The organism is Myxococcus dinghuensis, from assembly GCF_024198235.1.
Taxonomy (GTDB): Bacteria; Myxococcota; Myxococcia; order Myxococcales; family Myxococcaceae; genus Myxococcus; species Myxococcus dinghuensis.
Map to the genome: position 1 here is coordinate 24,179 of NZ_JAKCFB010000032.1, position 25,853 is coordinate 50,031.

Genomic DNA, 25,853 nt, shown 5'->3' on the forward strand with positions numbered 1-25,853 from the left:
GCCCCTCCACGGTGACGCGGAGGGGCCCGCGTATCCTGGCGGGCATGGCCAATGCTCCGGACCATGAGCGTCAGCTTCGCGAAGATGCCGCCCAGCTCCAGCGCCTGGGCTACGCGCAACAGCTCCTGCGCGGCATGGGCGGCTTCTCCAACTTCGCCGTCTCGTTCTCCATCATCTCCATCCTCACGGGCGCGGTGACGCTCTACGGCCACGGGCTGCGCTTCGGCGGGCCCCTGGTCATGGGCGTGGGCTGGCCGCTGGTGGCGGTGATGACGCTGACGGTGGCCGCGAGCCTCGCCCAGCTCGCTTCGTCCTTCCCCACCGCGGGCGCGCTCTACCACTGGGCCGCCATGCTGGGCGGCCCCCGTGTGGGCTTCTTCACCGCGTGGCTCAACACGCTCGGACAGTTCGCCATCACCGCGGGCATCGACTACGGCCTGGCCGAGTTCCTCGCGGACATGCTGGGCTGGCCGCGCGAGCGCACCCACGTGCTGCCGCTGTACGCCGGCATCCTGCTGTCCCACGCGGTGCTCAACCACGTGGGGGGGCGCGTGGTGGCGTGGCTCAACGACTTCTCCGCCTGGTACCACGTCGCGGGCGTGGGTGTGCTCATCGCCGCGCTCGCCATGCTCGCGCCCAAGCAGGACGCGGCCTTCCTCCTGACGCGCTTCAGCACCGAGACGCCGCTGTACGCGTACGGCTTCCTCATCGGCCTCTTGCAGGCGCAGTGGACCTTCACCGGCTACGACGCCAGCGCGCACGTCTCCGAGGAGACCCTGGACCCCACCCGCAACGCCCCGTGGGGCATCTTCCTGTCCGTGGCCGTCAGCGCGGTGGCGGGCTACGTGCTCCTGGGCGCGGTGACGCTGGCCATCCAGGACCTGCCCACCACGGCCGCGGCCGCCAACCCCTTCCTGTACGTCCTCACCCACGCGCTGGGGCCGTCGCTCGGCGGGGCCTTGGTGTGGGTGGCCATCGGGGCCATGTGGTTCTGCGGCCTGTCGTCGGTGACGTCCAACTCGCGCATGTTGTTCGCCTTCGCGCGCGACAACGGCCTGCCCGCGTCGAGGTGGCTGGCGAAGGTGTCCGCGCGCTTCCGGAGTCCGGCGGTGGCCGTGTGGGTGTCCGTCGCGGCGGCGGGCGTGGTGGCGCTGTGGGCGGAGGCCTACGCGGCCATGGTGGCGCTGAGCACGTTGGCGCTCTACGCGTCCTATGCGCTGCCCATCTGGGTGGGGATGCGCGCCCGTCGCGCGGGGACGTGGTCGCACCGGGGGCCGTGGGACCTGGGGCGCGCCTCGCGCGCCGTCAACGGGGTGGCGCTGGGGTGGTGCGCGGTGGTGATGGTGCTGTTCGTGCTGCCACCCAACCAGCTCGCGGGCTACACGTTCGCCGGCGCGTTGGCGCTGCTGGGCCTCTACTGGGGGCTGGCGCAGCGCCACACCTTCACCGGCCCCCAGGTGACGCTGCTGCGTCCGCCCCCGGCGGCTACTTCGGCAGCGCCGTCTTCGCCATCTTGAGGACGAGCTTGAAGTGCTCGGCGGTGACGGGCGCCACGCTGAGCCGGCTGCGCGTGACGAGCGGGAACTCCTCCAGGGCGGGCGTGGCCTTCACGGTGGCCAGGTCCACCGGCTGCTTCAGCGGGGCGACCGCCTCCACCCGCACGGAGGCCCAGTCCTCGTCCGGCGCGGTGGAGTCCGGTCCGGCCAGGGTGAGCACCCGCGCCACGCCCACCAGGGCCTTGTCCTCGTTGGAGTGGTAGTAGAGGCACAGGTCGCCGGGCTTCATGGCCCGCAGGTTGTTGCGCGCCTCGAAGTTGCGGATGCCCGTCCACTCCGTCTTCCCGTCCTTCTCGAGCTGCGCGTACGCGTAGACGGAAGGCTCGCTCTTGATGAGCCAGTACTGGGGTTTCGCCATGGCGGCGCACCATAGAGCAGCCATGGCGCTAGTGCAGCCGATGACGCGGGGGGCGCGGCGCGGACACGAGCGGGTCTTCCGGACCGTCCGTGAAGTCCGCGCCCAACTGCACCTGGAGGAGCACCCGCTCGATGTTCTGGAGGGCGGAGGCCATGGCGAGCGCGACGCCCCGGGGGTTGTGGATGGCGAACACCCCGCGGCGGTTGCCCTCGTTGAGGATGTGCTCGAGCAGCAGCACCTCTCGGGCCCGGACGTCGACGAGCAGCGGGTCCACCAGGGGGAGCATGTCGACCAGCGCCTCCGTGGAGACGCGCAGCTCGCGCAGGGTGCGCTCGACCTGCCCCTGGCGGGTCTCGACGAAGGCCAGCATCTTGTCCTCGGGGGACGCGGCGCGCGCGATGGCGGCTTCGATCTCCTCGTGCATCTGCTGGGAGACCTGCCGCACCACCACGGCGAACAGCGCGGCCTTGCTCTCGAAGTGCTGGTGGATGCACTCCGGGGGCAGGCCCGCGCGTCGGGCGACGTCCTCCAGCGACGTGGCGGAGAAGCCGTGCAGGGCGAAGTGCTGCGTGGCGGCGGAGACGATGACGATTCGCTGTTCTGGGCTCATGACACGGGCAGGGGGCTACATCGACAGGCCGGCGGCGAAGTTGACGACGAACTCACCCGTCTGGGGCTCCCGGGTGAAGTCGAGCCCGAGCGCGGGGACGGCGACGCTGCGCAGGTAGACGCGGAGGCCCGCGCCGGGCGCGGCGTAGCGGAGCCGCGCGTTCTTCCAGGCGACGCGCCCCACGTCGAGGAAGGCGTGCGCCGTGAAGGTCGCCATGCTCGGGCTCCACAGCGGCACCTGGTACTCGAGCGTGGCCGTCGCGGCCTGCTCGGCCCAGAGCGTCTCCTTGGTGAAGCCGCGGCTGCCCGTGCGGCCTCCCAGCAGGAGCGCGTGCACGGTGGGGTCGCCCCACACGCGCTCGAAGCTGCCCAGGAGCGTGAGTGACTGCTTGCCGAACACCGACAGCGTGTAGCCGGCGAACGCGGACACCTGCCGGAACGCGCGCGTCGAGCCGATGGCCTCGAGCCCCTGCCGGAAGCTCAACCGGGCCAGGGGGCCTTCGTTGAAATAGAAGTGGAAGTCCTGCCCCAGGTACTCGGCGGACACGCTGACGCCGAACACGTCGCTGCGCTCGGGGGCGACGCCACCCGCCGCGCGGGGCAGGGGCTTGTTGAGCAGGGTGAACACCCCCGCGCCCACGTTGAGCTCCGGCAGGAACTGGTAGCCCAGCGTCGCGGAGGCGTCGACCCGCCGGTCCGTGTACTCCTCCACGACGACGTCGCGGACGCGGCGCTCGCGGTCGAGCTTCGCGTACTGCCCGAAGAGGGAGGCGGTCCACCGGGTGCCGGCGATGCCGGGGTCTCGATAGAGGGAGAAGACGTTGCCGCCGCGGTTGCCCGCGAGCGCGCCCAGGACGAACGTCTTGTTGAGGCCGAAGAGGTTGGTCTCCAGCGCGAACAGCCCCACCTGCCACTGGCCCTTGCTGGAGGTGAACATGGGGATGGGCAGCAGCGTCCAGCGCTCGTCCACCTGGACCTGGAGCACCACGCCCTCGCCCTCCGGCCTCGAGCGCACGGCGACGCTCTTGAAGAGCTTGAGGTTGAGCAGCCGGCGCTTCAGCTCGGGGCCGGCGTCGCGGGTGAGCAGCTCCCCCGGCAGCGTGCGCAGGGCCCTCAGGATGACGGCGTCCTGGGTCCGCGCGTTGCCCTCGATGTCGATGCGCTCGATGCGCCCGGGGACCAGCTCCGCCTCCGGGAGCGGGCCCTCCGGGGGCGAGGCCACCTGGGATACCTCCACCTCCACCGCGGGCTGGCTCGGGGCCTCCTGCGCGTGCGCCACGTCGGGCATGCCCATCAACTGCAGGGCGAGCAGCATCCACGCTTGCGGCGGGATGGGGCAGAACGTGCCGGACAGGCGTGGGGAGAGGGGCTGGGACGTGGCGCGGAGTGGGGCCACTCCCGGCGTGCGCGGGCCGGCGTGCGCCGGAGTCCGCGGCGCGGCGGAGGGCGGTGGGCGGTCGTGGGCCGAGGGCGTGCGCATGCGGGCATCCGTGGGGCTGGGCCGGCGGAAAGGAGACGTACGGGTAGCGCCCCGGCTCCATCCAGGAGCGGGTGCGGTGGTTCAGGGGGGCGCGAGGTGTCGTGGGCCGAACGCTTGGCGCCCGGTCACCTGGGGGCGGGACTCACGGCCGCCAACAGGCGGTCCATGAGGCGGAAGACGGTCGCCTCCTCGTCGTCGCTCATGGTGGCGATGAAGCTGGCGAGCGCGGTCGCCATCCGGTCCTTGATGCCGACGTAGGCCGTCTGTCCCCGGGGCGTGAGCGCGTTGATCACCGTGCGGCGATCCGCGGGCAGGCGCGTGCGCTTCACCAGCCCGCGTGACTCCAGCCGGTCCATGATGCCGGTGATGCTCTTGTCGTTGATGTTGGCCAGCCGCGACAGGGCGCCCGTGCTCAGCGGGCCCTCGTGCCCCAACCAGAGGATGACGTGACCCTGGGGAGAGCTGAGCTCGTGCTCGTCGCAGAACTGGCGGACCGGATCCCTCAGCACCGAGCGATCCCTGTTGAAGTCCATCAACTTGCGCAGGAGCCGGTCGCTCGTCTCCCGGAGGTCCCGGGCCGGCGCGAGGATGGGCGCCACCTGGTTCGAGTGCATCGTCATCGGGAGCCTTCCATCGGATCTCCGTCCGTCGCCGTCACGCGCCTCGGGAGACGCGCCCGTCGCGTCGCGCGGGCCCGATGCGGGGTGCCGGAGCCCACGTCCACTGGTGGATACACCACAATGCAGATACTCCGCAATGCGGATTATCCGCAACGCGTCTCTTCGGCGCTCCCCTGGATGGCCGCCCGGGACCCGGGGGCTGGCGGGGAGGCGGGCGGGGCGTTAGCAAGCAACGCCAAACTCCCGAGGGAAACATGGATCTGGATCTGAAGGGCAGGGTCGCGCTGGTCAGTGGCTCCACGGCAGGAATCGGGCTCGCCATCGTCGAGGCGCTGGCGCGCGACGGCGCGGAGGTCATCGTGAATGGCCGCACCCAGGCGCGGGTGGACGCGGCGGTGGCGGAGGTGCGGCGCAAGCTGCCGGACGCGCGGCTGCGCGGGGTGGCGGCGGACCTGGGCACGGCGGAGGGGGTGAAGCAGATCGTCGCCCTGGTTCCCCACGTGGACATCCTCGTGAACAACCTGGGCATCTTCGAGCCGAAGATGTTCGAGGAGATTCCGGACGAGGACTGGCTGCGCCTCTTCGACGTCAACGTGATGAGCGGCGTGCGGCTCAGCCGCCACTACCTGAAGGGCATGAAGCAGAAGGACTGGGGCCGCATCGTCTTCATCTCCAGCGAGTCCGCGCTCCAGATTCCGGTGGAGATGATCCACTACGGCGTGACGAAGACGGCGCAGATCGCCCTGGCGCGCGGAATCGCCGAGGGCCTGCAGGGGACGAACATCACCGTGAACTCCATCCTGCCGGGGCCCACGCGCTCGGAAGGCGTGGAGGTGTTCCTGGCGGACCTGGCGCGCCAGCGGGGCGTGGACGTGGACACGGTGGAGCGCGAGTTCTTCAAGAACGCGCGGCCGTCGTCGCTCATCCAGCGCTTCGCGCGCACCGAGGAGGTGGGGGACCTGGTCGCGTTCGTGTGCAGCCCACGCGCCTCCGGCATCAACGGCAGCGCGCTGCGGGTGGACGGCGGCGTGGTGCGCGCCATCCCCTGACGCCGCGCTCCCGCGCGAGCCGCGCATGACATGAAAAAGGCCCGGCGTCCTCGAGGGGGCACCGGGCCTTCTTCATGTCGACCGAGGTGGGTCGCCTATGTCTGGTTCGCCACGCCGCGCGCCGTCTCGTCCGCGGCCTTGCCGCTGAGCACCGCGCTGCCGGCGTAGAGGGCCAGGCCCACCACGCCGAGCGCCGCGGCCTCCGTGTGGACGGCGAAGACCACGCCCATCCACGCCATCACTCCCGTCGCCGTCGCGAACGCCGCCGCCACCGCCCCCGCTGCCTTCCTCATCCGCTCGCTCCCTCGCTGTCGAGCCTCCGCAGGCCCGATGTGGAACCGAATCACCTCGTGTTCCTCCAATTACAAACGGCGTGCCGCGCACGGACGGTGCGGAATGGGCAGCACGGTTCCTCCCGAGGGGAAAAGGACTTCCACACGCGGGAGGTTGGCTGGCGAAAGCTCCAGGAGTCGTACCCGTCCAATGGCGGTAATTCTTCCCGGACCCGGGGACGTCGCATGCCGTGGCATTTCGTAACCCACGGCGATCCATGGGTTTTCCCTCCCGGGTCCGAATGGCACACCCGCTGCTATGGCAAGCGCGCCGAAGGCGTGCACCGCGTGGGTGCGGGCACGCGAGACATCCGCAGCGACGAGGGAGAGCAGACGATGGGCAAGACGAGCGCGGGGTTCTGGACGGTGCTGGGCGTGGTGCTCCTGGGGGGGTGTGCTCACCAGTCCGCGAAGAACGTGGACAATTCGGACCAGCCGTATCGCATCGGCCGTGAGGACGTGCTGGACGTCGCGGTGTGGCGCGACGCGGAGCTGTCTCGGACGCTGCCGGTCCGTCCGGATGGCTACATCTCCATGCCGATGATCGGCGAGGTGATGGCGGCGGGCAAGACGCCCACGGAGCTGGCCGAGGCGCTCAAGTCGAGCTACCAGCCGTTCGTGCAGGAGCCGCGCGTGACGGTCATCGTCCGCGAGGTCAACAGCAGCCGGGTGTTCGTCACCGGCGAGGTCACCCACCCGGGGGCGTATCCGCTGCGCGGCCGCGTGTCGCTGCTGCAGGCCATCGCGCTGGCGGGCGGCTTCACGGACTTCGCCAACTCCGACGGCATCGTGGTCATCCGCAGCGACGGCAACGGCGGGCAGATCCCCGTGCGCTACAGCGACCTCATCTCTCCGGACGGGGGGCAGGACGTCATCCTCCGTCCCGGCGACACCATCGTCGTGCCGTGAGGCGACGGGGGCGGTCGGGGCGGGGTGTCCATGGACGGTGTCGGGGCTGGCGAGGGAGGACGACGGTGAAGGGCGACTGGAAGAAATGGCTGCTCACGGGCCTGATGCTCACCGCGCCGGCGGCGTCGGCGGCGACCTTGTGGGAGCCGCGGCTGCGCGTCGCCGCGGAGGAGCGCTACGACGACGACCTGCGCCTGGGCACGGGTGACGGGCAGTTGATGACGAAGGTGTCGCCGCGCGTGGGCATCCGGGGCCAGGACGAGCGGCTCACGCTGGATGGCGCCTACGCCGCGGACATGCTGATGCGGCACGGCTCCGGCAAGCTGACGCTGGACCACCGCGGGACGATCGAGGGGCGCTACCTCCTGTCCCGGCGGTTGCGGGTGGACTCGGCGGTGCGTCTCTACCGCGTGTCGGACCCCACCTCGCTGCCGCGTGACGGTCTGGCCCGCTCCACCTCACCCACCTTCTTCACGCAGGCCCGGCTGGGCTTCACGGGGCGGGCGACGGAGCGCACGGACGTGCGCGTCGGCTACACGCTCGAGGCGGTGAAGATCCTCGACGCCGGGCAGAAGGCGGGCTACGCGCACACGCCGACGCTGGAGCTGATGTACCGCACCACGCGGCGGCTCACCCTGGGCGCGGAGTACCGCTACCAGGGCTTCCTCTACGACAACACCCTGTCCCAGTCCCACGGCGTGGCGGCCACGCTGCGCTACCGGCTGACGCGTCCCACGACGCTCATCGTCCGGGGCGGCCCGGTGCGCTACCTGGCGCCGGACGGACAGGAGGGCGGCTGGGTGCCGCGGGTGAACGTGGAGCTGGCGCGCGACGGCGAGCTGTTCGACCTGGGCATCGCGGTGGGGCACGACCTGGTGGGCGCCAGCGGCTTCGCCAACGCGCTGTGGGCCGACTACGCGACGGTGAGCCTGGCGCGTCGCTTCAACCACGAGTTCTCCGCGTTCGGCGCGGCGAGCTTCTTCCGCAACGGGCGCGCGCCCTCGCGGGACTGGACGACGTTCGGCAGTACGCCCCTCGTGTCCCAGGGGTACGCAGTGGGGGGCGGAGTGGAGTACCGCTTCAACCGCCGGATGGCGGCGCAGGGAGCGGTGGATCGGATTGCCCAGGTGGGCGTGGCGGAGGCGGCGGGCGCTGCGGGTGATCTGACGCGCAACGTATTCGCCGTCCGCCTCATCGTGACGGCGTGGTGACAACACGTGAGTGGGTTGGAGGAGGAGCGGAACATGGAGCGTGGGATGACGGCGGATCAGCTGCTGGCCTCACTCTGGCGTCGCAAGGCGCTGGTGGGGGCGATCGCAGCGGCGGTCTTCGCGGTGGGCGCGGCCATCGTGATGACCCGGCCGAGCATGTATGAGGCGTCCGTGGTGGTCCGCGTGGAGCCGCAGCGGCCAGGGGAGGACATGGTGCAGCGCACGGTGAGCGAGCTCATCGAGCAGCGGCTCCTCACCGTCCGACAGGAGCTCCTGGCGCGCCCCGTGCTCCAGAAGGCCATCGAGGAGATGAACCTCTATCCGGACATCGTGTCCGAGAAGGGCATGGAGGCGGCAGTCACGCAGATGCGCAAGGACCTGACGGTGCGCGTGGAGGGCGACACGGCCTTCGAGCTGACGTACGCGAACCACGACCCGCAGGTGGCGGCGCAGGTGGCCAACCGCCTGCCGACCATCTTCTCCGAGGAGACGCTGAAGATCCGTCAGGCGCAGGCGGCGCGCGCCACGGACCTCTTCAACGAGGAGATGTCGCAGATGGGCAAGGCCGTCTCGAGCTGGGAGCGGAAGATCGCCCAGTTCAAGGTGGACCACCTGGGGGAGCTGCCCGAGCAGATCGAGATGAACATGCGCGGCCTGGAGCGGGTGTCGCACGAGATGCAGACGAAGTCGGAGGAGCTGCGCGTGGCGGAGGCGCGTCGCTCCGACCTGGCGCGGGCCCGCAACGCGGTGGACAGCGAGGCCGGCCGCCTGGAGGCCGCGGAGAGCGGGCTCACCCGGGCGCTGGTGGGCGCGCGCACCAACTGGACGGAGGACCACCCGGAGATCAAGCGCATGGAGGCGGAGCTCGAGGGCATGGTCGCGCGGCGCAAGGACGCGGAGGGGCGGCTGTGGGCGGAGCGCGCCGAGCGCACCCGCGTGGCCTCGCTCATCGCCAACATCCAGAAGGAGATCGTCGACCTGCAGCAGAAGGCGGAGGCGTACCAGGGGCGGCTGAACAACACGCCGCGCTGGGCGCACGAGCTGGGGGTGATGAACCGCGACTATGAAATCGCGCGCACCAAGTACCAGAGCGTGGTGAGCCGGAAGGTGGAGGCGGAGATCGCCCAGGAGCTGGAGGCCAAGAGCTCCAAGAGCCTGTTCAACGTCATCTCGCCCGCGGGGGCGCCGGTGACGCCGGCGCGGCCGGACCGGATGACGGGGATGCTCATCGCGCTGCTGGTGGCGCTGGGCCTGGGGGTCCTCACGGGGGCGGTGTTGGAGATGCGGGATGACAGCCTGCGCGATGGGACGGAGGTGCATCAGCGCCTGACGCTCCCGGTGCTGGCGGTGGTGCCGGACATGCAGGGCAAGACGGAGAAGCGCGTGCTGATGCCGTCTTCGGGGACTCGGAACAACGTTCAGAGCCCCACCTCATTGAACTGACACCGACGGAAAGGACGGAAGGCGGACATGGACCAGACGATGGAGCGGGCGGGCAACTTCCTCCCCCGCGTGGATGACAACACGACGAATCCGAACTCGGTGGACCGGCGGGTGGTGACACTCACGGCCCCGGCTTCGGCGGCGGCGGAGCAGTACCGGAGCCTCTACTACCGGTTGGAGCGGATGCGGGAGCTGCGGCCCATGAAGGTCGTGGCGCTCACCTCGGCCATGCCGGGGGAGGGCAAGACGGTGACGAGCGTCAACCTGGCGATGGCGGCCGCGCGGGCGAACCCCGACCGGCGCATCCTCCTGGTGGACGCGGACCTGCGGCGCGGCGGCGTGGCCGCGACGCTGGGGGTACGCAACAAGACGGGCCTGGCGGAGCTGTTGACGGGGGAGGTGGAGGTGCGCGAGGTGGTGCGCCGCTTCCACGCCACGCGCATGGCACTCATCCCCGCCGGGGCCACGCCGGAGGACCCGTCCCAGGTGCTGGCCAGCCCCCGCATGAAGCAGTTCCTCAAGGCGGTGCGCGAGGGCTTCGACGAGGTGTACGTGGACCTGCCGCCGACGCTGCCGTTCGCGGACGCGGCCATCCTCGGCCACCAGGTGGACGGTCTGCTGATGGTCATCCGCGCCAACGTGACGCCGGGCAAGACGGTGCACCAGGCGGTGGAGCAGTTGGCGGGCGCGCCCATCCTCGGCTGCGTGCTCAATGGCGCGGAGATCCAGGCGACGCCATACCTGAAGAACTACGAGAAGCAGCGGTAGCGGTGGTGCCCTCCGCCCCGGCCTCCCTTCACCGGGAGAGGGGCGGAGGTGGGGTGTTCTGGGGACGGTCGTGAGTCGGGCGGGTTGGTCGGAGGGGCACGTGCTCCGGGTCTTTCACCACTATTTTTCTGCCAAGAAATTGACGTTCTTCCTCGCCGAGAGTTCGGCGATCGCACTGGCTTGCGTGATGGGCGCGGCGGCCTGTGCGGCACTCTTCGCGCCCGCGGGCACGCGGCCGCCGCTCTCGACGTTGTGGCCGACGCTGCTGGGGCTGGGGGCGGCCTTCGTCGTCACCTTCCAGTTCACGTTGTACCTGCTGGATTTGTATGACCTGCGCATCGCCGCGGAGGACCGCGCGCGGGGCTACCGCTTCCTCAAGGCCGCCGGCGTCACGGCGATGGTGGCCGGTGGGGTGATGCTGGTGGTGCCGCTGGTGCTGCCCGTGGCGCTGCCGCCCGGCGCGCTGCTCGGCGGCGCCATGGGTGCGCTGGCGGGCACCCTGGTGGTGCGCGTGTCCATCCGCGCGCTGGTGGGCGCGCCGCATGACGTCCTCATCGTCGGCGACGGCCTCAAGGCCCGCGCGGTGGCCACCTCCATCGAGGCGGGGGGCGAGGGGAGCTACCGCGTGGTGGGCATGGTCAACCCGGCGACCCTCGAGGAGCCCCTCGACCGGCTCGCGGCCGGGCTGGGCGCGGACTTCGTCGTGCAAGCCGCGGACGACATGCGCGGCGGGGTGAAGTGGGTGGATTCGCTGCTGTCGTGCCGGCTGCAGGGCCGGCGCGTCTACGACGCGACGGGCTTCTGCGAGCGGGTGCTGCGGCGCATCCCCGTGCAGTTCCTCAGGGCGAGCGACTTCGCGTTCGCGGACGAGCTGACGGTGTCGCCGCTGCGGCGGGCCTTCAAGCGGGCGTTCGACCTGGCCATCGCCTCGCTGCTGCTCGGCCTGTCCGCGCCGTTCCTGCTGCTGGTGGCCGCGGCCATCAAGCTCGACTCGCGCGGGCCGGTCTTCTACCGCCAGGAGCGGACGGGCCTGGGCGGCGCGACGTACCACTTGTGGAAGTTCCGCAGCATGCGCACGGACGCGGAGAAGAACGGCGCGGTGTGGGCGCGCGCCAACGACGACCGCGTCACGCGGGTGGGGCGCTTCATCCGGCGCACGCGCATCGACGAGATTCCCCAGGTGTTCAACGTGTTGATGGGGGAGATGAGCTTCGTGGGCCCGCGGCCCGAGCGGCCGGTCTTCGTGGCACAGCTCAAGCAACAGATTCCGTTCTACGGGCTGCGCGAGGCCGTCAAGCCGGGGCTGACCGGCTGGGCGCAGATCCGCTACCCCTATGGGGCCTCGGTGGAGGATGCACGCAACAAGCTCGAGTTCGACCTGTACTACGTGAAGAACGGTTCGCTGTTCCTGGACATGGGAATCATCTTCCACACCGTGAGGCATGTCTTGCTCGGGCGTGGAGCTCGGTAGCAACACCACCTGGACGGCCTCCTGGGGCGGGAGGTCGGGCGGGGGCCCGCCAGGGGTGGCGGGTCGGGCGTCGTGGATGGGGGTTGGGACATGGTGGGAATGGACATGGATTCACCGCTCCCGGAGTCATGGGAGGAGGCCCGGGCCCGCAAGCAGCGCGAGTGGGAGCGGGAAGCGGAGCGCAACGAGCTGTTGCAGCCGCAGCTGGAGCGGCCCACGCGCATCGTCGCCATCGGCGGCGGCACGGGCCTGCCCATGGTGCTGAGGGGCCTGGCCCGGCGCGCCACGCCGAAGCCGGGGGACCCGGGGGTGGACATCACCGCCGTGGTGGCGATGAGCGACGACGGGGGCAGCTCCGGGCGCTTGCGCCGGCTGCACGGCGCGCTGCCGCCCGGCGACATCCGCAACTGCCTGGTGGCGTTGGCGGGCGGCCGCAGCGCCCTCAAGGAGGTGTTCCAGTTCCGCTTCGGGGGCGCGAGGGGCCTGGCCGGGCACGCGGTGGGCAACCTGCTCATCGCCGCGCTGGCGGAGCTGCGGGGCGACTTCATGGAGGCGGTGCGCATGTCCGGCGAGCTGCTGGGCGCGCGGGGCCGGGTGCTGCCGTCGACGCTGGCCTCGGTGCAGTTGGTGGCGCAGATGGACGACGACACGGAGGTGGTGGGGGAGCGCAACATCTGCCGCGCGCGGGGGCGCGTGCGCCGGGTGTCGCTGAGCCCGCGCTCGCCGCCGCCGGTGGAGGGGCTGCTGGAGGCCATCTACACCGCGGACCTGGTGGCCATCGGGCCGGGCTCGCTCTACTCGAGCCTGCTGCCCAACATGCTGGTGGACGGCGTGGCCCAGGCGCTCAAGGAGACGCGGGCGCTGAAGGTCATGGTCTCCAACCTGATGACGCAGCCGGGGGAGACGGACGGCATGTCGTGCCTGGACCACGTCCACGCGGTGCGGGACCACGTGGGGCCGGTGCTGGACGCGGTGCTCGTCAATGGCACGGCGCCGTCACCGGACGCCATGAAGCGCTATGGCCGGCGGGGCTCGTTCCCGGTGGAGGTGGACACGCGTGAGCTCATCGCCGCGGGCGTGGTGCCCGTGCGGGCGGATCTGCTCAAGGCGGGGTCGAGGATCCGACACGACAGCCGCAAGGTCGCCGCGTGCCTGCTGAAGATGGCCCGCAGCGGCTTGTAGTCACGCACCCCCATCACCACCTTGGGCGCCCGAACATGGAAGCAATCCTGAGCAGACCCGGGCCGCGCGTCGTCGAGGTCGACGACCGGGCGGCCTTCATGGCCCTGGAGTCGGAGTGGAACGCGCTGGTGGAGGCCACCTCCGACGAGGTGTTCTACCGGCACGAGTTCCTGCGCATCTGGCTGGACAACTTCGCGCCGGGTGCGCGGCTGTGCGTGCTCACCCTGCGGGACGCGGAGGGCCGGCTGAGCGCGGCGCTGCCCCTGTGGGAGGAGCGCACCACGCTCTACGGCGTGCCCGTCCGGCAGTTGTCCGGCGCGGCCAACGCGCACTCGTGCCGCTTCGACCTCCTGGCACGCGAGCCGGACGTGGCCGCCGAGGCCTTCGTCGCGCACCTGCGCGGGAAGAAGGGCTGGGACGTGCTGCGGCTGACGGACGTGCCGGACGGTGGGGCGGCGTGGCGGTTCCACGCGGCGGCCGGCGCCGCGGGCCTCCCCGTGGGGGCCTGGGAGTCGCTCCAATCGCCCTACATCCCGCTGCCCAGGACGCGGGAGGCCTTCCAGGCGTCGCTCCAGGCCAAGTTCAAGGCCAACTGCCGGCGGCGTCGACGCAAGCTCGAGGAGAAGGGGCGCGTCGACTTCGAGCGGGTGTCCGGCGGGCTCGGCCTGGAGGGGATGCTGGAGCAGGGCTTCCTGCTGGAGCAGAGCGGCTGGAAGGGGGAGCGGGGCACGGCGATGGCGCAGGACGCGCGCACGCGTGGCTTCTACACGGAGCTGGCGCGGGACGCGGCCTACCGCGACCGGCTGGCGCTGTACTTCCTGCGGCTGGACGGCCGCGCGGTGGCGTTCCACTACGGGCTCGAATACGGGGGGCGCTACTTCCTCCTGAAGCCCGGCTACGACGAGCAGCTTCGCGAGTGCAGTCCCGGACAGCTCCTGTTGGAGGAGGTGGCGGGGACGTGCGTCGACCGGGGGCTGCGCGAGTTCGACTTCCTGGGGCCGGACATGGTGTGGAAGCGGGACTGGACCGACCAGGTCCGTCGCCACACCTGGCTCTACGTCTTCAATGACTCCACCTATGGCCGGGCGCTGTGCGCGGCGAAGTTCCGGTGGGGTCCGGCGGCGAAAGAGGTGGTGTCGAAATGGAAGAGATGAAGCAACCGGGGCGCCTGTTCGTGCCGTCCCTTCCGACGCTCTGGCCCGGCATGTTGCTGTCGCGGCCGAAGCCGGGGGCGCTGCCGCCGTTCTCGTCGCCCAACGTCCGCTACTTCTATTTCGCGCGCAACGCCGTCTGGCTCACCGTGAAGATGCTGGGGTTGGACCAGGGCGAGGTGCTCATGCCCGCCTACCACCACGGCGTGGAGGTGGAGGCGCTGGTGGACGCGGGCGCCACGCCCCGCTTCTACCGGGTGGGCCACCACTGGGACGTGGACCTGGACGACGTGGCCCGGCGCATCGGTCCGAAGACCAAGGCCCTGTACCTGACGCACTACGCGGGCTTCCCGGGGCCGGTGGAGCAGATGCGCAAGCTGGCGGACCAGCACGGGCTGGTGCTCATCGAGGATTGCGCGCTGTCGCTCCTGTCCTCGGACGGGAGCGTGCCGCTGGGCACCACCGGCGACGTGGGCATCTTCTGCCTCTACAAGACGCTGCCGGTGCCCAACGGGGGCGCGCTGGTCATCAACGGGCCCCGCCAGTACAGCCTGCCGGAGCCTCCGTCGCCGCCGTCCGCGTCGACGTTCAGCCACACCGTGTCCGCGCTCCTGCAGAACCTGGAGCTGCGCGGCGGGCCGATGGGCCGCTCGCTGCGGGGCCTGGTGCGGGCGGTCGGCCACGGCACCGTGAAGGCGGCGAGCATCGAGCGGGTCGCCACGGGCACGCAGCACTTCGACCGCAAGCACGTGGACCTGGGCATGAGCCCGCTGACGAAGCGCATCGCGCAGGCGCAGGACCTGGAGGCCATCGTCGAGCGCCGGCGTCGCAACTACTTCTACCTCCTGGGCCGGCTGCGCGACGTGGTGCCGCCGCTGTTCAACCAGTTGCCGCCGGGGGCCTGTCCGCTGTTCTACCCGCTGGTGGTGCAGGAGAAGGCGGAGGTGCTGGCGCGCCTGCGGGCCCGGGGCGTGGACGCCATCGACTTCTGGAAGCGCTTCCATCCGGCGTGTGACGCGGCGGCCTTCCCGGAGGTGGTGCAGCTCCGGCGCACCATCGTGGAGATTCCATGTCATCAGGACCTGACACCGGAGGTGATGGCGGACGTGGCGTTGGTGGTGCGCGACGCGGTGAAGGCGGACCGGCGCACGCGCAAGCGCGCGGGGTAGCGCGAGTCCAGGTTTGGCGAGGGGCCGTCGAGCCCCTCGGGAGAGACGGGCGATGATCCGCGAGGACGAGCTGAAGCAGGGGCCGCGCGCCGCGCGGCGGCTGGACGTGAGTGCCGTGGGCAGCCTGTCCGCGCTGGCGGGCATGCGCGCGGAGTGGGATGCGTTGCTCGACGCGAGCGACGCGGGGCCCTTCAACGCCTGGGAGTGGCTGTATCCCTGGTGTCGCCGCATCGCGCCGGAGCGGCGGCCGCTGGTGCTCACCGCGCGGGACGCGGCGGGGACGCTGGTGGGGCTGTGGCCGCTGGGGCTGGAGACGCGCCGGGTGGCCGGGGTCCCCGTGCGCCGCCTGGGGTTCCTGGGCGAGACCCACGTGGGCAGCGACTACCTGGACGTCGTCGCCCGTCGTGGCGCGGAGCGCGAGGTGGGCGAGGTCTTCGCGCGGATGCTGTCGGCGTTGCGCGAGGAGTGGGACGTGCTGGACCTGACGGACCTGCGCGACGACTCCGTCACCGTGGAGGTGCTGCGTCAGGTGTTCGCGGCCGACGACGTGCGGCTGGCCGAGCGCTACGTATGCCCCTACGACGTCCTCACACCCGACGAGTCCTTCGACGCGTTCCTCAAGCGCACGGGGCGTCGGGACAACTACCTGCGGCGGCGCAAGTGGCTGGAGAAGCAGGAGGGCTACCGCATCGAGCGCGTGGAGGCGCCCGGTGAGCTGGCGGCCCCGATGACGGACTTCTTCCGCCTGCACGCGGCGCGGTGGGCCACGGACGGTGGCTCCCAGGGCATCAAGGGCACGGGCGTGGAGGCGTTCCACCGGGACGCGACGCAGTTGCTGGCCGAGCGGGGCCGGCTGCGCCTGTACACGATGAAGGTGGGAGGCCGCGCCGTGGCCTCGGTGTACGGGCTCGTCCACGGGGGCCGCTTCGTCTACTTCCAATCCGGATACGACCCGGAGTGGCGCTCGCGCAGCGTGGGCCTGGTGCTGGTGGGGGAGACCTTCAAGGACGCGCTGGCGGAGGGGCTGACGGAGTACGACTTCCTTCGCGGCACGGAGACGTACAAGTCCGACTGGGTGTCGAAGCAGCGGCACACGGTGTCGGTCCGCGTCCATGCGGGGACGCGCGCGGCGCGCTGGTTCACCCGCTCGGAGGAGCTGGCGCGCAAGACGCGCAACGCCGTGAAGCACGCCCTGCCGGCGCACCTGGTGGAGAAGGTGCGGCGACTGCGGCGGCGGCGCGCGGCCCTGCACTGAGCCCTCCGGGCGGCACACGTGCTCGGTGCCGACGGAAGGACCCGCGAAGCGGGGCACGGCTTCGCGGGTGATACGGAAGACGGCGACCGTGTGGACGCGCCGTCCCGGTGGCGCCGCGTCAGTTGCAGTAGCGGATGAGGTTCTGCGTGTAGCTGCCGCTCAGCGTGCCGGCCGCGTAGGTGGACCCGTCGCAGTAGCAGCTCTCGCGACCCACCTCGACCCCGTTCCGCGACCAGATGCGGTCGAACTCGCGCGTGCCATCACAAGCCCAGATGATGGACTGCTCCGCCGACTGGACGTCCTCCGGCGCGGCCTCCTGCTCGGGGGCTCCACCACAACCCATCAGCGCCATGGTCACGACACAGGACAGGACGGCAAACGTCTTGTTCATGCTCGACTCCTCGTGGGGTGTTGGTTACGGCGCTACAAGTGTATGCGGGATGCGCGGGCATCTTCCAATGGTCGCGTCCTGCCGGGACGTGGCGCCGTGAGCGATGCGGCCAGGGGGCACATTGTCGCCCAAGGTCGGGGGTGAGAACATCGAGGGCGTCCCTCGTCCCTCATCCTGGAGATTGTCGCAATGCATCGTGGACCCGAACTCGATGAAGCCAGGGCTTCGTGCTCGCCGCGTGGGTTGCCTGCCCCGGAAGGCAGGCCTCTTCCCGCGAGGTTGCGGCACGCGTTGGAGGCGTTCTTCGACGCGGACCTCGCCCCGGTGCGCGTCCACGAGAGCGCCGCCGCCGAAGCGCTGGGCGCGCGCGCGTTCGCCTCTGGCGAAGCGCTCCATTTCGCCCGCGGGCAGTATCGGCCCCAGACGTTGGCGGGCCTCGAGTTGCTCGCGCACGAGCTGACCCATGTGCTCCAGCAGCGACAGGGGCTGACGGAGCGGCGACGCACCGAAGCCTCCGGCCTGCTCGTCGACGCCACGCTCGAGGGCGAGGCGGACCTCCTCGGGCGTCAGGCCAGGGCCTGGTTCGAGCTAGGACGGCGGCCCGACGACTTCGCGCCCGTCGGGGCTCGCCACGGGGCCCCGTGCCCGCCTGCCATGGCCAGGGCACCCGGCGTCGCTCCGGTCATCCAGACGAAGATGATCTTCATCGGGGCGGACGACCCATTCCAGGGGACCCGCTTCCTGGACCCGGAGCTCAACTCGAAGATCCCTTCGAAGGTCTACAACGACATCTTGATGCAGGCGAAGCGGTTGCCCCAGACCATCTACGTGAGCTTCGCTCCAGAGCACTCGCCGCAGCCTCTGGGGAGTGCGTTGTACAAGCAGGTGAGCGCGGCGACGGGGAAGCTCGAGATTGGTGCCCTCCCCGGGGACAAGATCAAGGAGGCGGGGTCCGAGTACTTCGGCCTCCTCGCGGCCATGGCTCACGAGACCCAGCACGCCATCGATCATCTCGCCAAGAACGTGACGTTCAACGGGCGGGACGAGGCGACCCTCCACGCGGAGTGGCGCGCGTGGGCCATCGAGGCCGCGCTCGTCTACGAGGTCCAGCGGGCCGGGAAGACGGTCCCCTTCATGAAGCGGGACCTGCCCTACAGCTACAGGAGCAAGACGGACTTCGCGATGGACCCTTCGAGCGTCGCCCTGAGCCGGACGTTGCAGTACCTCGATTACTGCAACGTCATCTCGAAGCCGAACATCATCCAGGCCCGGTCGTTCATCATGAACCACGAGGGCTGGCTGCACGACGCCATCATGATGTTCTACGCGCACGTCGAAGGCGGCATCGGGGGCGCGACGTGGGCGGATGACCCGGTGGGCGGGAGCGCCTCGACGGGGGACGAGATGGAGGAGGTGGACTGACCCGTCGCCCGCGGGCCCCACGGTCAGGGCGCGGCGACCTCGGCGCGAAGCTGGGCGATGGCGGCGGCGAGCTGGGGCGGCTGCATGTTGCGGGGCACTTCGACGGAGAAGCGCTCGAAGTGCTCCAGGGCCCTGGGCTTGTCACCGCGGCGCAGGGCGAGGCTGCCCAGGAAGATGAGCGCCTCCTGCGAGTCGGGCCAGGTGTTCACCAGCTCCGTCAGCTCCGCCTCGGCGCCCTCCAGGTCGCCCTTGGTGGCGCGCAGGACACCGCGGTGCACGCGCAGCTCGACGTGGAACGGGTCCACGGCCAGCCCCTTCGCCGTCACCGTGGCGGCCTCGTCGAACGCCTGGCGGCGGATGAGCTCGTGGCTGAGCAGCGAGGCGGACTCGAGGTCGGAGGGGTTCCCGGCCAGGCGCGCGCGGGCCTCGGTCATGTCGGGGCTCTCGCCCTGGTCGTCCATCCCGCCCTGCTGCGCGGCGGCGCCGCCGCCCGGGGGAATGCGGCCGGTGGCCTGCTGGCCCTCGCCGCGGCCCTGCTGCTCGGAGACGAGGAGGTAGCCCAGGCCGCCGAAGAACAGGACGATGCCCGCGCCCCACAGGGCGCCGGCCAACTGGGGATTGCGCGCGGACCAGCCCGTGGCGGCGGGAGCCTGGTGCGCCCGGGGACGCGCGTCCTTCGCGGACGTCTTGCGCTGGAGGTGCTCGTCCTTGGCGCGCAGCGCCCCGGCGGCCTCGCGCTCCAGGCGGGACTTCTCCGCCGCGTACTGCTCGGCGCCCAGGTGGTGCTTCTCCGCCTCCAACGCGCGGAGCTGGTCGATGAGCGACTGGGCCCGCTGGGTCAGGTCATCGAGCACGCCGTCCTTGGGCTCGGGCGCGGAGAGGGCGCCCTTGCGGCGCATGAAGAGGAGCCACGCGGCGGCGGCCACGAAGGCCACCGCGAGCACGATGATTCCCGGCAACCAGTTCGTCGGTTGAGGCTGCATGACTTAGCGTTCCAGTTCCCGGCGCACGGCCTGGAGATAGGGGTCGGCGTCGTCTGCGGACGCGGAAGGAGTCGCGGAGGGCGCCGCGGCGGCGGAAGTCCCGCCCGCGGCGGGGGTCGCCTCCGGAGGGCCGTGCTGGAGCTGGCGCCAGATGACGAAGCCCCCCACGCCGAGCAGGGCGATGGGGCCGAGCCACACGAGCCAGTTGAAGCCCTCGGCCTTGGGCTCCAGGAGGACCCACTCGCCGTAGCGCGACACGAAGAAGTCGACGACCTCCTGGTCGTTCTTCCCCTCGGAGACCAGCTCGCGGACCATGTCGAGCTGGGCGCGGGCCATGGAGGACGGGCTGTCGGAGATGGAGAGGCCCTGGCAGACGGCGCAGCGCAGCGTCTTGCCGAGCTTCTGGACGCGGGCCTCCAGCTCTGGCGCGAGCGGTTCGCTGCCCGCCTGCTGCGGGGCGAACTGGCCGGTGGCGAGGCCGAAGGCAAGGGTCAGGGACAGCAGGGCGGCGGTCATCGGGACTCCCAGGGCGCCGCCCCTACCTAGCGCTACCGGGCGCCCATTGGAATCCGAAACCGGTGCGGCGGACGCCCGGCCCGCCGACCGCACTGTAGGTGGGCATCCGTCAAGTGGGGCCTGGCCGGGGCCTCCCGCTCAGCGCAGCGCCTCGAACGCGGGCCCCTGCACCGGGTCCCAGGTGAGGACATACGTCCTGCGCGCGGGGAACAGCTCCAGCGGGAGCCCCACGGGGTGCCGGGGGCGCATGGGCGCGCCCACGGTGTGGGGCGTCAGCAGGCTCCCATTCTCCAGCAGGATGGCCCAGGTCAGGACTCCGGCGCGGCTCCGCTCGGGGTGATGGCGGGCCACGGCGGCGCGGGGGGCACACGGCAGCTCGCGCAGGGCGGTGAGCCGCGGCTTCGCGGCAGGACGCCCATCCGGCCGGTGGTGCACCTCCGCGAGGACCACCTGCCGTGGGTTCTTCCGGGACAGCGTCAACAGCGCGGCGTGGAGCCGTCCCGCCTCGTCCACCCATATCCCCGGTTCGGAGTCCGGGAGGGCATGGAGCCCCTTCAGTCGCGTGGTCGCCACCCGCGTGAAGCGGCCCGACCCATGGGTCCGGACATGGTGCAGGTCCAGCCCGCGGTCGGTCTGCTCGACGAGCACCACGCTGACGCCATTGCCGCGCGAGGCGGGCTGGAGGGTGGCGCGCGCCGCGACGATGCGACCGTGCAAGCCCACGCGCCCCATCTCCCAGCCCGGGGTGAGGTCCGATGCGTCGGACGAGGTCTGGAAGCAGATGAGCCGCAACTCCCTTCCGCACGCGGCCACCACGGGGATGAACAGCTCCCCGGCCGCCGTCTGCAGTGGTGGGCGGACGACCTGGGCGGGTGGCGCCTCCAGGTCGAAGCGGAACGGACGCCCCGGCGTCGCCGGTCCGGCCAGGGCCATGAGGGAAGCGCCCTGGCGCCACACCCGCCATGACACCGACGAGATGCGATCCGGGTCGTTCGACCACGGTGCGAGGGCCTCGGTGATGCCCGGCGCCACCGGGCCGATGACGCTCGCGGGTTGCCGGGGTGAGGGGGGCCGCGAGGTGTCCTCGCGTGGCTCCTCGTAGCCGCGCACCAGGAGCGAGGGCCGTCCCTCGACGTCCTGGAGCCACGTCGCCTCGACGCCGCTCCCGTCGGGCGCGGCCACGTCACAGGCCAGCGACACCGGCCCCGTGGGAGGCGCGAGGATGTCGAACTCCACGGGAGGCGAGGTGATGGAGAAGTCGGGGTGCGTGAGGCTCGCCTCCAGTCGGTACCGGCCCGGCCGGGTCACGGGGAGCCAGTCATGCAAGGCGATGAGGGACTCGAAGGTCTGCCCCGGCGCGAGCCGCACCCGCGCGCCGGGCCGCGAGGCGAGGACGTGTGAGAGTCCTCGCGAGGAGACCTCCCGACAGGGGATGTGACGTGACTCCGGGAACACGGGGCCCGTGAGCGTGTAGCGCAGGGCCTGTTCCGGCGCATGGAGCGGGTCCGGGAACTCCAAGGGGACGTGGCTCTCGTTGCGCAGGATGAGCAGCGCCGTGCGGTGTTCGCCCGCGGTGTAGTGCGTCTTGGGGAGCAGCACCTTCAACTGCACGGAGGCGCCTCCCGTCGCGGGGGCGGCGTGTCCGAAAGGCGTCGATGGAGGTCGACGTGCTCGGACCGCGGTGTGAGGTGGGCGATGTCGTGGGGCCGAGGCGACCACGGCCAGGCGCGGGGAGCGCGAGCAGGCCGGTCGGGAGGAGGCCCCGAGTCCGGGATGTGGGCGACGTGGGCAATGAGCGCGACGCGTGCCATGTCAGGGCGAGGTTCCAGTCGGACGACACGCTAGAGGAGGCGCCCGCGGTCGTGAGTCCTCGTCGTGCCGCAATCCGCCGTTGTGTTGGTTGTGGGAAGCCGCCCGGACCCGTCGGGTCGGGGAGCCGACGGGGAAGCGTCCTGCGGGGGAGGGGGCCACGGCTGGCCGGGGCCGGAGGTCTCGCGCGTGGCGAGTGTCAGCGATCTCTCAGCCGCTGCGCCACGGAGACGAGCGGCCGGCGCAGCAGCCGCTTCACGCGGTCGAGGGCCGCCTCTCGCGGTGGGGTGGGGAGCGGCTCGGGGTGCTCGGACGCGCTCGCGTAGCGAGGGAAGAGCCGCAGCGCGTGCGCCCGGTCCACTCCGGCCCTCAGGTCGGGAGACAGGACGTGACTCTCCTTCAGCGTCTTCACCTGGAGCGCGGTGATGGGCTCGGGGGCGAACGGGAAATCGCTTCCGAAGAGGAGGTGCGACGGGTCGACGAACTCACGGAGGGCCGCCAGCGTCGGTGCCCCGGGGGACAGCGCGGTGTCGAAGTAGAAGCGTCGCAGGTAGGTCAGGATGCCTTGGGGGGCCTGTGTGTCATAGGGCGGCATGAGGTTCGCCAACGACAGCCGCCACGCGGCATAGGGCAGGAAGCCGCCCGCGTGCGCGAGGATGAACCGGATGCGCGGGTAGCGCTCCATCGTCCCGGTGAGGATGAGGTTGAGCGCGGCGCGGGTGGTGTCGCAGAGGAACTCGAGGAGGAAGCCGGGGCCCTCGAGGCCCAGGGTGGTGCTGGTGGCGTGGAGGTTGGGGTGCACGAACACCGTCGCTCCGCGCGCATCCAGTTCGGCCATCAACTCCTCCAGCCGGGGGGCTCCCAGGAACACGCCCTCCGTGCTGCCCAGCAGCACCACGCCGTCCGCGTGCAGCACGTCGAGCGCGCGGATGGCCTCGGCGCAGGACTCCTCCACGAAGGGCATGGGGAGCACCGCGAAGGAGCCGAAGCGGCCGGGGTGGAGCCGTGTCAGCTCCGCGACGGAGTCGTTGCAGCGTCGCGCCAGGTCGACGGCCTCCGCGAGGTCTCCGAAGTACACCCCGGGACAGGACAGCGACAGGAGGGCCGTGGCGATGTCGTTCTCCTCCATCACCGACAGCGAGCGCGTGGGCGTCCAACGCGGCAGTGGCGCGCCGGCGACCTCCCGCAGCCCATGGCGCTCCATCGCCTGGGAGAACGCGGGCGGGATGACGTGATGGTGGACGTCGATCTTCCCGTGGGGACTCATGGGGTCACCTCGACGGAGCTGGCGAACGCGAACCGGCCCAGGATGCTCGCCGCGTGCGGGGCCTGCCGTGCGTCCGCGATGCGTGCCCGGACGCTCAGGCCCCGGTTCGCGTCCTCCAGGACGTCGAGCTGGAGGAGCCGGATGTCGCCGTCCCGCAGCGCGGCGCCCAGGGCGGATTCGATCTCGAGCCGCTTGAGCGAAGGCTTGTGGATCTTCCCCAACGCGGTGAGGGCCAGGGACTCCACGACGTGGATGGCCTTGGGCATGGCCGCCCGCTCGCCAATCTCCTTCGCGACGAAGGCGAGCAGGGCCTCGGAGGTCGCGCTCGTGCCCGGTTTGAGCTGGACGTAGGCAACGGGGAGTTCGCCCGCGTGGACATCAGGGCGACCCACGGCCGCGGCGAGCTGGACCGCCGCGTGCTTGTAGAGGGCCGTCTCGATGTCGGCCGGGTCGATGTTGTGTCCGCCTCGGATGATGAGCTCCTTCTTGCGTCCGGTGAGCCAGAAGAAGCCGTCCGCGTCGCGCCGCCCCAGGTCGCCGGTATCCAGCCAGTGCTTGCCGTCCCCCAGGTCGAGGAACAGGCCGGTGTTCTGCTCCGCGGACAGATACCCGTCGAACACGTTGGGGCCGCTCACGACGAGGAGCCCGACTTCGTCGTCGGCGCAGTCGCGCAGAAAGCGCCCGCGCGCGTCGAGTTGGATGACCTTCATCGCTTGACCCGGGATGCGCAGGCCGATCGAACCGTGGCGGCGTTCACCCTCGGGCGGGTTCACGCTGCTGATGCAGGTCCCCTCGGTCAGACCGTAGCCCTCGAGGATGCGCAGGCCCGTGCGTGCCTCGAAGTCGTGGAGCACCTGCACCGGCAATGGCGCGGCGCCGCACAGGCCGAACTCGAGCGAGTCGATGCGGTGGTCTCCGACCGGGACCTGGAGCAGCGACGCGAACAGCGTGGGGACGCCGCTGAAGAAGTGGAGCCGGTGGTGCTCGACCACCTCCCAGAAGCGGGGGACGACTCCGGGGCCCCGGTAGCCCTGCGGCGTGCCGAGGACGACGTGGGCCCCGACGGAGAAGGGGAGGAGCCCGGTGACCATGCCCGCGTTGACGTGGAACAGCGGGAGGCCACAGAAGATGTTCTTGCCAGGGCCTACGTTGCGCCCGAGCAGGCGCGAGGCGCTCCAGGCATTGGCCACCTCGTTGCGGTGTCGGCGCACGGCGATCTTCGGCTGGCCCGTGGTGCCGCCCGTGCAGAACAGCGAGGAGCGGTCCTCCGGCGCGATGACCCGGCCGCTGAGCAGGGTGTCGCCGCGCTCCCGGGCGAGGGCGCGGCCGAAGTCCTGGACGCGCACGTGGGCGGGGAGCGCGCCGCGTGCGCCGCGAAGGCCGTGGCGTCGAGCCGCCTCGAGTCTCTGGAGGGCGCGCGCGGCGAATCGCCGGGGGCCTCGCACGTGGTCGGACAGGTCGACGAGGAGTACGTCGCGCACGGACGGCGCCTGTTCGAGCGCGCGGGCCACCTTCGGGAAGACGTCCGTTCCCGGGAAGGGGGCCAACGTCACGACGATTCTGGTGTGGGTCGCGCGCAGCAGGGCGCCGAGGGTGGAGGCCTCCAGCAAGGGATTGATGGCCATCGCCACGCCCGTGGCCTCGCCGCCCCAGAGGACGAAGTGGGTCTCCGGGAGGTTGGGGAGCACGTAGGCGATGACGGTGTCCCGGGTCGCGCCCAGGCGGTGGAAGGCGTTCGCCGCGCGAGTGACCATGGACAGGAGCCCGCTGTAGCTCCAGGTCTCCGGGCGCCGGTGCTCGTCGATGGACAGGAAGAACGACAGCGCGGGGGCGTCGGGTGTTCGTCGCGCGGTGCGCTGGAGCAGCTCGTAGGTGCTGGAGGGAAGGTCGGACGGAAGTCCCTCGGCCTCGATGGCTTCGACGTCCGCGAGCCGCGCGATGCCGGACATCATGCCTCCTGGACCACGCGGTTGCGCTGGAGGCCCAGGTCGATGGCGCCGTCACCGCTGCGAATGGTGGCCTCCACGAGCTGACCGGGCTGGAGGTACGGGCGCCGCGCCTGCTGGGCGAAGAAGAGCTCCCACTTCTTCCTCTCCGGGAGGAGGGCCCCCAGCCGCTGCTTGAGGGGCGAGGGCACCGCGAGCGCGCAGCCCGCGGGCGTACCGGTGGCGAGCAGGTCCCCCGCGGAGAGGTCCTGCACGCTGGACAGCTCCGTGAGGGTCTCCGCCGGGCCGTACACGAGGTTCCGGGTGCTGTCGCGCTGGCGCACCTGCCCATCCACCCTCAACTCCAGCTCGAGCGCTCGCAGCCGGGGAAGGTCCTGGGGCTCCAACAGGCACAGGTGCGGGCCCACGGGGCCGAAGGTGCGGAAGCTCTTGCCCTTGTGGAACTGTCCCTCGGGGATCTGGATGTCGCGGGCGGAGTAGTCGTTGACGATGACGAGCCCCGCGAGGACCCCGAGCAGGTTCGACTCGGTGAAGGTCTCCGGCCCGGTGATGTCCCGCCGCAGCACGAGGCCCAGCTCGACCTCGTAGTCGAGGAAGCGCACGCGTCGAGGCCGCACGACGTCGCTGTCCGCGGGCACGATGCAACTGGGGGCCTTGGTGAAGATCATGTTGAAGTTCTTCACGTCGGGATCGACGCCGGACTCGATCATGTGCTGCCGGTAGTTCGCCCCCTGGCAGACGAAGCGCTGGTTGCGTGTCACGGGCGACAGCACCGTGATCGCGCTCCGTGGGACGCGCGGCCCGTCGAGTCCGGACAGGCGGGAGACGGGCATCGCGGTGACGAAGTCCCCCGTGGTGGCGAACTCCCCCGGGACGAGGGCGACCTGGTCCTTTTCGAGCACACCCCACCGGGTGCGTCCCTCGAACGCACAGCGAACGACATTGAGAGCCATGTG

24 protein-coding genes are annotated in these 25,853 nt (G+C 71.2%); 12 read left to right on the forward strand and 12 right to left on the reverse strand.

The annotated features are described in order from the left end of the window. Positions 1 to 44 precede the first annotated feature (44 nt). Positions 45 to 1,517, forward strand: a complete 1,473-nt coding sequence (locus LZ198_RS31235; protein ID WP_253975770.1) for an amino acid permease — start codon at positions 45 to 47, stop codon at positions 1,515 to 1,517. Here the strand turns inward: LZ198_RS31235 and LZ198_RS31240 are convergent. The 4 genes from LZ198_RS31240 to LZ198_RS31255 form a co-directional block, all read right to left on the reverse strand. Then, complete coding sequence (locus tag LZ198_RS31240; RefSeq protein WP_253975771.1) at positions 1,486 to 1,914, reverse strand: EVE domain-containing protein; 429 nt, start codon at positions 1,912 to 1,914, stop codon at positions 1,486 to 1,488. The genes LZ198_RS31235 and LZ198_RS31240 overlap by 32 nt on opposite strands. Positions 1,915 to 1,942: 28 nt before the next feature. After that, positions 1,943 to 2,524 (reverse strand): TetR/AcrR family transcriptional regulator, encoded by a 582-nt coding sequence (locus tag LZ198_RS31245; protein WP_253975772.1) that lies wholly within the window; start codon positions 2,522 to 2,524, stop codon positions 1,943 to 1,945. 15 nt (positions 2,525 to 2,539) lie between these two features. Beyond that, positions 2,540 to 4,003: a BamA/TamA family outer membrane protein gene (locus LZ198_RS31250; protein WP_253975773.1), complete on the reverse strand. Its 1,464-nt coding sequence runs from the start codon at positions 4,001 to 4,003 to the stop codon at positions 2,540 to 2,542. A gap of 125 nt (positions 4,004 to 4,128) precedes the next feature. Further along, positions 4,129 to 4,623, reverse strand: coding sequence for a MarR family winged helix-turn-helix transcriptional regulator (locus LZ198_RS31255; RefSeq protein ID WP_253975774.1), 495 nt, complete (start codon positions 4,621 to 4,623; stop codon positions 4,129 to 4,131). Between the two features lie 254 nt (positions 4,624 to 4,877). On the opposite strand from LZ198_RS31255, the gene LZ198_RS31260 reads away from it, so the two are divergent. Beyond that, on the forward strand, positions 4,878 to 5,672 hold the full coding sequence (locus LZ198_RS31260) for an SDR family NAD(P)-dependent oxidoreductase (protein ID WP_253975775.1): 795 nt from the start codon (positions 4,878 to 4,880) through the stop codon (positions 5,670 to 5,672). 95 nt (positions 5,673 to 5,767) lie between these two features. Here LZ198_RS31260 and LZ198_RS31265 read toward each other — a convergent pair whose 3' ends face one another. Continuing rightward, complete coding sequence (locus LZ198_RS31265; protein ID WP_253975776.1) at positions 5,768 to 5,965, reverse strand: hypothetical protein; 198 nt, start codon at positions 5,963 to 5,965, stop codon at positions 5,768 to 5,770. 375 nt (positions 5,966 to 6,340) lie between these two features. Between LZ198_RS31265 and LZ198_RS31270 the strand changes: the two genes are divergently transcribed. The 9 genes from LZ198_RS31270 (at position 6,341) to LZ198_RS31310 (ending at position 16,563) form a co-directional block, all read left to right on the forward strand. Continuing rightward, positions 6,341 to 6,913 (forward strand): polysaccharide biosynthesis/export family protein, encoded by a 573-nt coding sequence (locus LZ198_RS31270; protein WP_253975853.1) that lies wholly within the window; start codon positions 6,341 to 6,343, stop codon positions 6,911 to 6,913. A 65-nt stretch (positions 6,914 to 6,978) separates the two neighbouring features. Beyond that, on the forward strand, positions 6,979 to 8,124 hold the full coding sequence (locus LZ198_RS31275) for a hypothetical protein (RefSeq protein ID WP_253975777.1): 1,146 nt from the start codon (positions 6,979 to 6,981) through the stop codon (positions 8,122 to 8,124). A 33-nt stretch (positions 8,125 to 8,157) separates the two neighbouring features. Continuing rightward, complete coding sequence (locus LZ198_RS31280; RefSeq protein ID WP_253975778.1) at positions 8,158 to 9,567, forward strand: GumC family protein; 1,410 nt, start codon at positions 8,158 to 8,160, stop codon at positions 9,565 to 9,567. 27 nt (positions 9,568 to 9,594) lie between these two features. Then, positions 9,595 to 10,335: a CpsD/CapB family tyrosine-protein kinase gene (locus LZ198_RS31285; protein WP_253975779.1), complete on the forward strand. Its 741-nt coding sequence runs from the start codon at positions 9,595 to 9,597 to the stop codon at positions 10,333 to 10,335. Between the two features lie 100 nt (positions 10,336 to 10,435). Then, on the forward strand, positions 10,436 to 11,806 hold the full coding sequence (gene exoE / locus LZ198_RS31290; protein WP_253975780.1) for a polyisoprenyl-phosphate hexose-1-phosphate transferase ExoE: 1,371 nt from the start codon (positions 10,436 to 10,438) through the stop codon (positions 11,804 to 11,806). 90 nt (positions 11,807 to 11,896) lie between these two features. Then, entirely contained in the window at positions 11,897 to 12,988 is a 1,092-nt protein-coding gene (locus LZ198_RS31295; RefSeq protein ID WP_253975781.1) for a gluconeogenesis factor YvcK family protein, read from the forward strand. A 35-nt stretch (positions 12,989 to 13,023) separates the two neighbouring features. Then, positions 13,024 to 14,142 (forward strand): GNAT family N-acetyltransferase, encoded by a 1,119-nt coding sequence (locus LZ198_RS31300; protein ID WP_253975782.1) that lies wholly within the window; start codon positions 13,024 to 13,026, stop codon positions 14,140 to 14,142. Next, entirely contained in the window at positions 14,139 to 15,308 is a 1,170-nt protein-coding gene (locus LZ198_RS31305; RefSeq protein WP_253975854.1) for a DegT/DnrJ/EryC1/StrS family aminotransferase, read from the forward strand. The genes LZ198_RS31300 and LZ198_RS31305 overlap by 4 nt, the downstream gene beginning before the upstream one ends. Positions 15,309 to 15,360: 52 nt before the next feature. Next, a complete protein-coding gene (locus LZ198_RS31310) occupies positions 15,361 to 16,563 on the forward strand; it encodes a GNAT family N-acetyltransferase (RefSeq protein WP_253975783.1) in 1,203 nt (400 codons plus the stop codon). 118 nt (positions 16,564 to 16,681) lie between these two features. On the opposite strand, the gene LZ198_RS31315 is transcribed toward LZ198_RS31310, so the two are convergent. After that, a complete protein-coding gene (locus tag LZ198_RS31315; RefSeq protein WP_253975784.1) occupies positions 16,682 to 16,954 on the reverse strand; it encodes a hypothetical protein in 273 nt (90 codons plus the stop codon). Positions 16,955 to 17,143: 189 nt separating this feature from the next. Between LZ198_RS31315 and LZ198_RS31320 the strand changes: the two genes are divergently transcribed. Continuing rightward, complete coding sequence (locus LZ198_RS31320) at positions 17,144 to 18,376, forward strand: eCIS core domain-containing protein (protein WP_253975785.1); 1,233 nt, start codon at positions 17,144 to 17,146, stop codon at positions 18,374 to 18,376. A 23-nt stretch (positions 18,377 to 18,399) separates the two neighbouring features. Here the strand turns inward: LZ198_RS31320 and LZ198_RS31325 are convergent, their stop codons facing one another. The 6 genes from LZ198_RS31325 to LZ198_RS31350 form a co-directional block, all read right to left on the reverse strand. Beyond that, the gene (locus tag LZ198_RS31325; RefSeq protein WP_253975786.1) at positions 18,400 to 19,359 is read right to left on the reverse strand and encodes a tetratricopeptide repeat protein; all 960 of its coding nucleotides are present in this window, start codon (positions 19,357 to 19,359) and stop codon (positions 18,400 to 18,402) included. A gap of 3 nt (positions 19,360 to 19,362) precedes the next feature. Beyond that, complete coding sequence (locus LZ198_RS31330) at positions 19,363 to 19,875, reverse strand: cytochrome c-type biogenesis protein (RefSeq protein ID WP_253975787.1); 513 nt, start codon at positions 19,873 to 19,875, stop codon at positions 19,363 to 19,365. Between the two features lie 138 nt (positions 19,876 to 20,013). Continuing rightward, the gene (locus tag LZ198_RS31335) at positions 20,014 to 21,486 is read right to left on the reverse strand and encodes a hypothetical protein (RefSeq protein ID WP_253975788.1); all 1,473 of its coding nucleotides are present in this window, start codon (positions 21,484 to 21,486) and stop codon (positions 20,014 to 20,016) included. 397 nt (positions 21,487 to 21,883) lie between these two features. Continuing rightward, on the reverse strand, positions 21,884 to 22,951 hold the full coding sequence (locus LZ198_RS31340; RefSeq protein WP_253975789.1) for an amidohydrolase family protein: 1,068 nt from the start codon (positions 22,949 to 22,951) through the stop codon (positions 21,884 to 21,886). Next, the gene (locus LZ198_RS31345) at positions 22,948 to 24,903 is read right to left on the reverse strand and encodes an acyl-CoA synthetase (RefSeq protein ID WP_253975790.1); all 1,956 of its coding nucleotides are present in this window, start codon (positions 24,901 to 24,903) and stop codon (positions 22,948 to 22,950) included. The genes LZ198_RS31340 and LZ198_RS31345 overlap by 4 nt, the downstream gene beginning before the upstream one ends. Next, positions 24,900 to 25,850 (reverse strand): fumarylacetoacetate hydrolase family protein, encoded by a 951-nt coding sequence (locus tag LZ198_RS31350; protein WP_253975791.1) that lies wholly within the window; start codon positions 25,848 to 25,850, stop codon positions 24,900 to 24,902. Before LZ198_RS31350 ends, LZ198_RS31345 begins: the two co-directional genes overlap by 4 nt. Between the last annotated feature and the right edge of the window lie 3 nt (positions 25,851 to 25,853).

Excerpts from the sequence above, each read along its gene's own strand:
- LZ198_RS31235 (WP_253975770.1), top strand. The coding sequence starts at position 45 with ATGGCCAATGCTCCGGACCATGAGCGTCAGCTTCGCGAAGATGCCGCC.
- LZ198_RS31240 (WP_253975771.1), bottom strand. The coding sequence starts at position 1,914 with ATGGCGAAACCCCAGTACTGGCTCATCAAGAGCGAGCCTTCCGTCTAC.
- LZ198_RS31245 (WP_253975772.1), bottom strand. The coding sequence starts at position 2,524 with ATGAGCCCAGAACAGCGAATCGTCATCGTCTCCGCCGCCACGCAGCAC.
- LZ198_RS31250 (WP_253975773.1), bottom strand. The coding sequence starts at position 4,003 with ATGCGCACGCCCTCGGCCCACGACCGCCCACCGCCCTCCGCCGCGCCG.
- LZ198_RS31255 (WP_253975774.1), bottom strand. The coding sequence starts at position 4,623 with ATGACGATGCACTCGAACCAGGTGGCGCCCATCCTCGCGCCGGCCCGG.
- LZ198_RS31260 (WP_253975775.1), top strand. The coding sequence starts at position 4,878 with ATGGATCTGGATCTGAAGGGCAGGGTCGCGCTGGTCAGTGGCTCCACG.
- LZ198_RS31265 (WP_253975776.1), bottom strand. The coding sequence starts at position 5,965 with ATGAGGAAGGCAGCGGGGGCGGTGGCGGCGGCGTTCGCGACGGCGACG.
- LZ198_RS31270 (WP_253975853.1), top strand. The coding sequence starts at position 6,341 with ATGGGCAAGACGAGCGCGGGGTTCTGGACGGTGCTGGGCGTGGTGCTC.
- LZ198_RS31280 (WP_253975778.1), top strand. The coding sequence starts at position 8,158 with ATGGAGCGTGGGATGACGGCGGATCAGCTGCTGGCCTCACTCTGGCGT.
- LZ198_RS31285 (WP_253975779.1), top strand. The coding sequence starts at position 9,595 with ATGGACCAGACGATGGAGCGGGCGGGCAACTTCCTCCCCCGCGTGGAT.
- LZ198_RS31295 (WP_253975781.1), top strand. The coding sequence starts at position 11,897 with ATGGTGGGAATGGACATGGATTCACCGCTCCCGGAGTCATGGGAGGAG.
- LZ198_RS31300 (WP_253975782.1), top strand. The coding sequence starts at position 13,024 with ATGGAAGCAATCCTGAGCAGACCCGGGCCGCGCGTCGTCGAGGTCGAC.
- LZ198_RS31305 (WP_253975854.1), top strand. The coding sequence starts at position 14,139 with ATGAAGCAACCGGGGCGCCTGTTCGTGCCGTCCCTTCCGACGCTCTGG.
- LZ198_RS31310 (WP_253975783.1), top strand. The coding sequence starts at position 15,361 with ATGATCCGCGAGGACGAGCTGAAGCAGGGGCCGCGCGCCGCGCGGCGG.
- LZ198_RS31315 (WP_253975784.1), bottom strand. The coding sequence starts at position 16,954 with ATGAACAAGACGTTTGCCGTCCTGTCCTGTGTCGTGACCATGGCGCTG.
- LZ198_RS31320 (WP_253975785.1), top strand. The coding sequence starts at position 17,144 with ATGCATCGTGGACCCGAACTCGATGAAGCCAGGGCTTCGTGCTCGCCG.
- LZ198_RS31325 (WP_253975786.1), bottom strand. The coding sequence starts at position 19,359 with ATGCAGCCTCAACCGACGAACTGGTTGCCGGGAATCATCGTGCTCGCG.
- LZ198_RS31330 (WP_253975787.1), bottom strand. The coding sequence starts at position 19,875 with ATGACCGCCGCCCTGCTGTCCCTGACCCTTGCCTTCGGCCTCGCCACC.
- LZ198_RS31340 (WP_253975789.1), bottom strand. The coding sequence starts at position 22,951 with ATGAGTCCCCACGGGAAGATCGACGTCCACCATCACGTCATCCCGCCC.
- LZ198_RS31345 (WP_253975790.1), bottom strand. The coding sequence starts at position 24,903 with ATGATGTCCGGCATCGCGCGGCTCGCGGACGTCGAAGCCATCGAGGCC.
- LZ198_RS31350 (WP_253975791.1), bottom strand. The coding sequence starts at position 25,850 with ATGGCTCTCAATGTCGTTCGCTGTGCGTTCGAGGGACGCACCCGGTGG.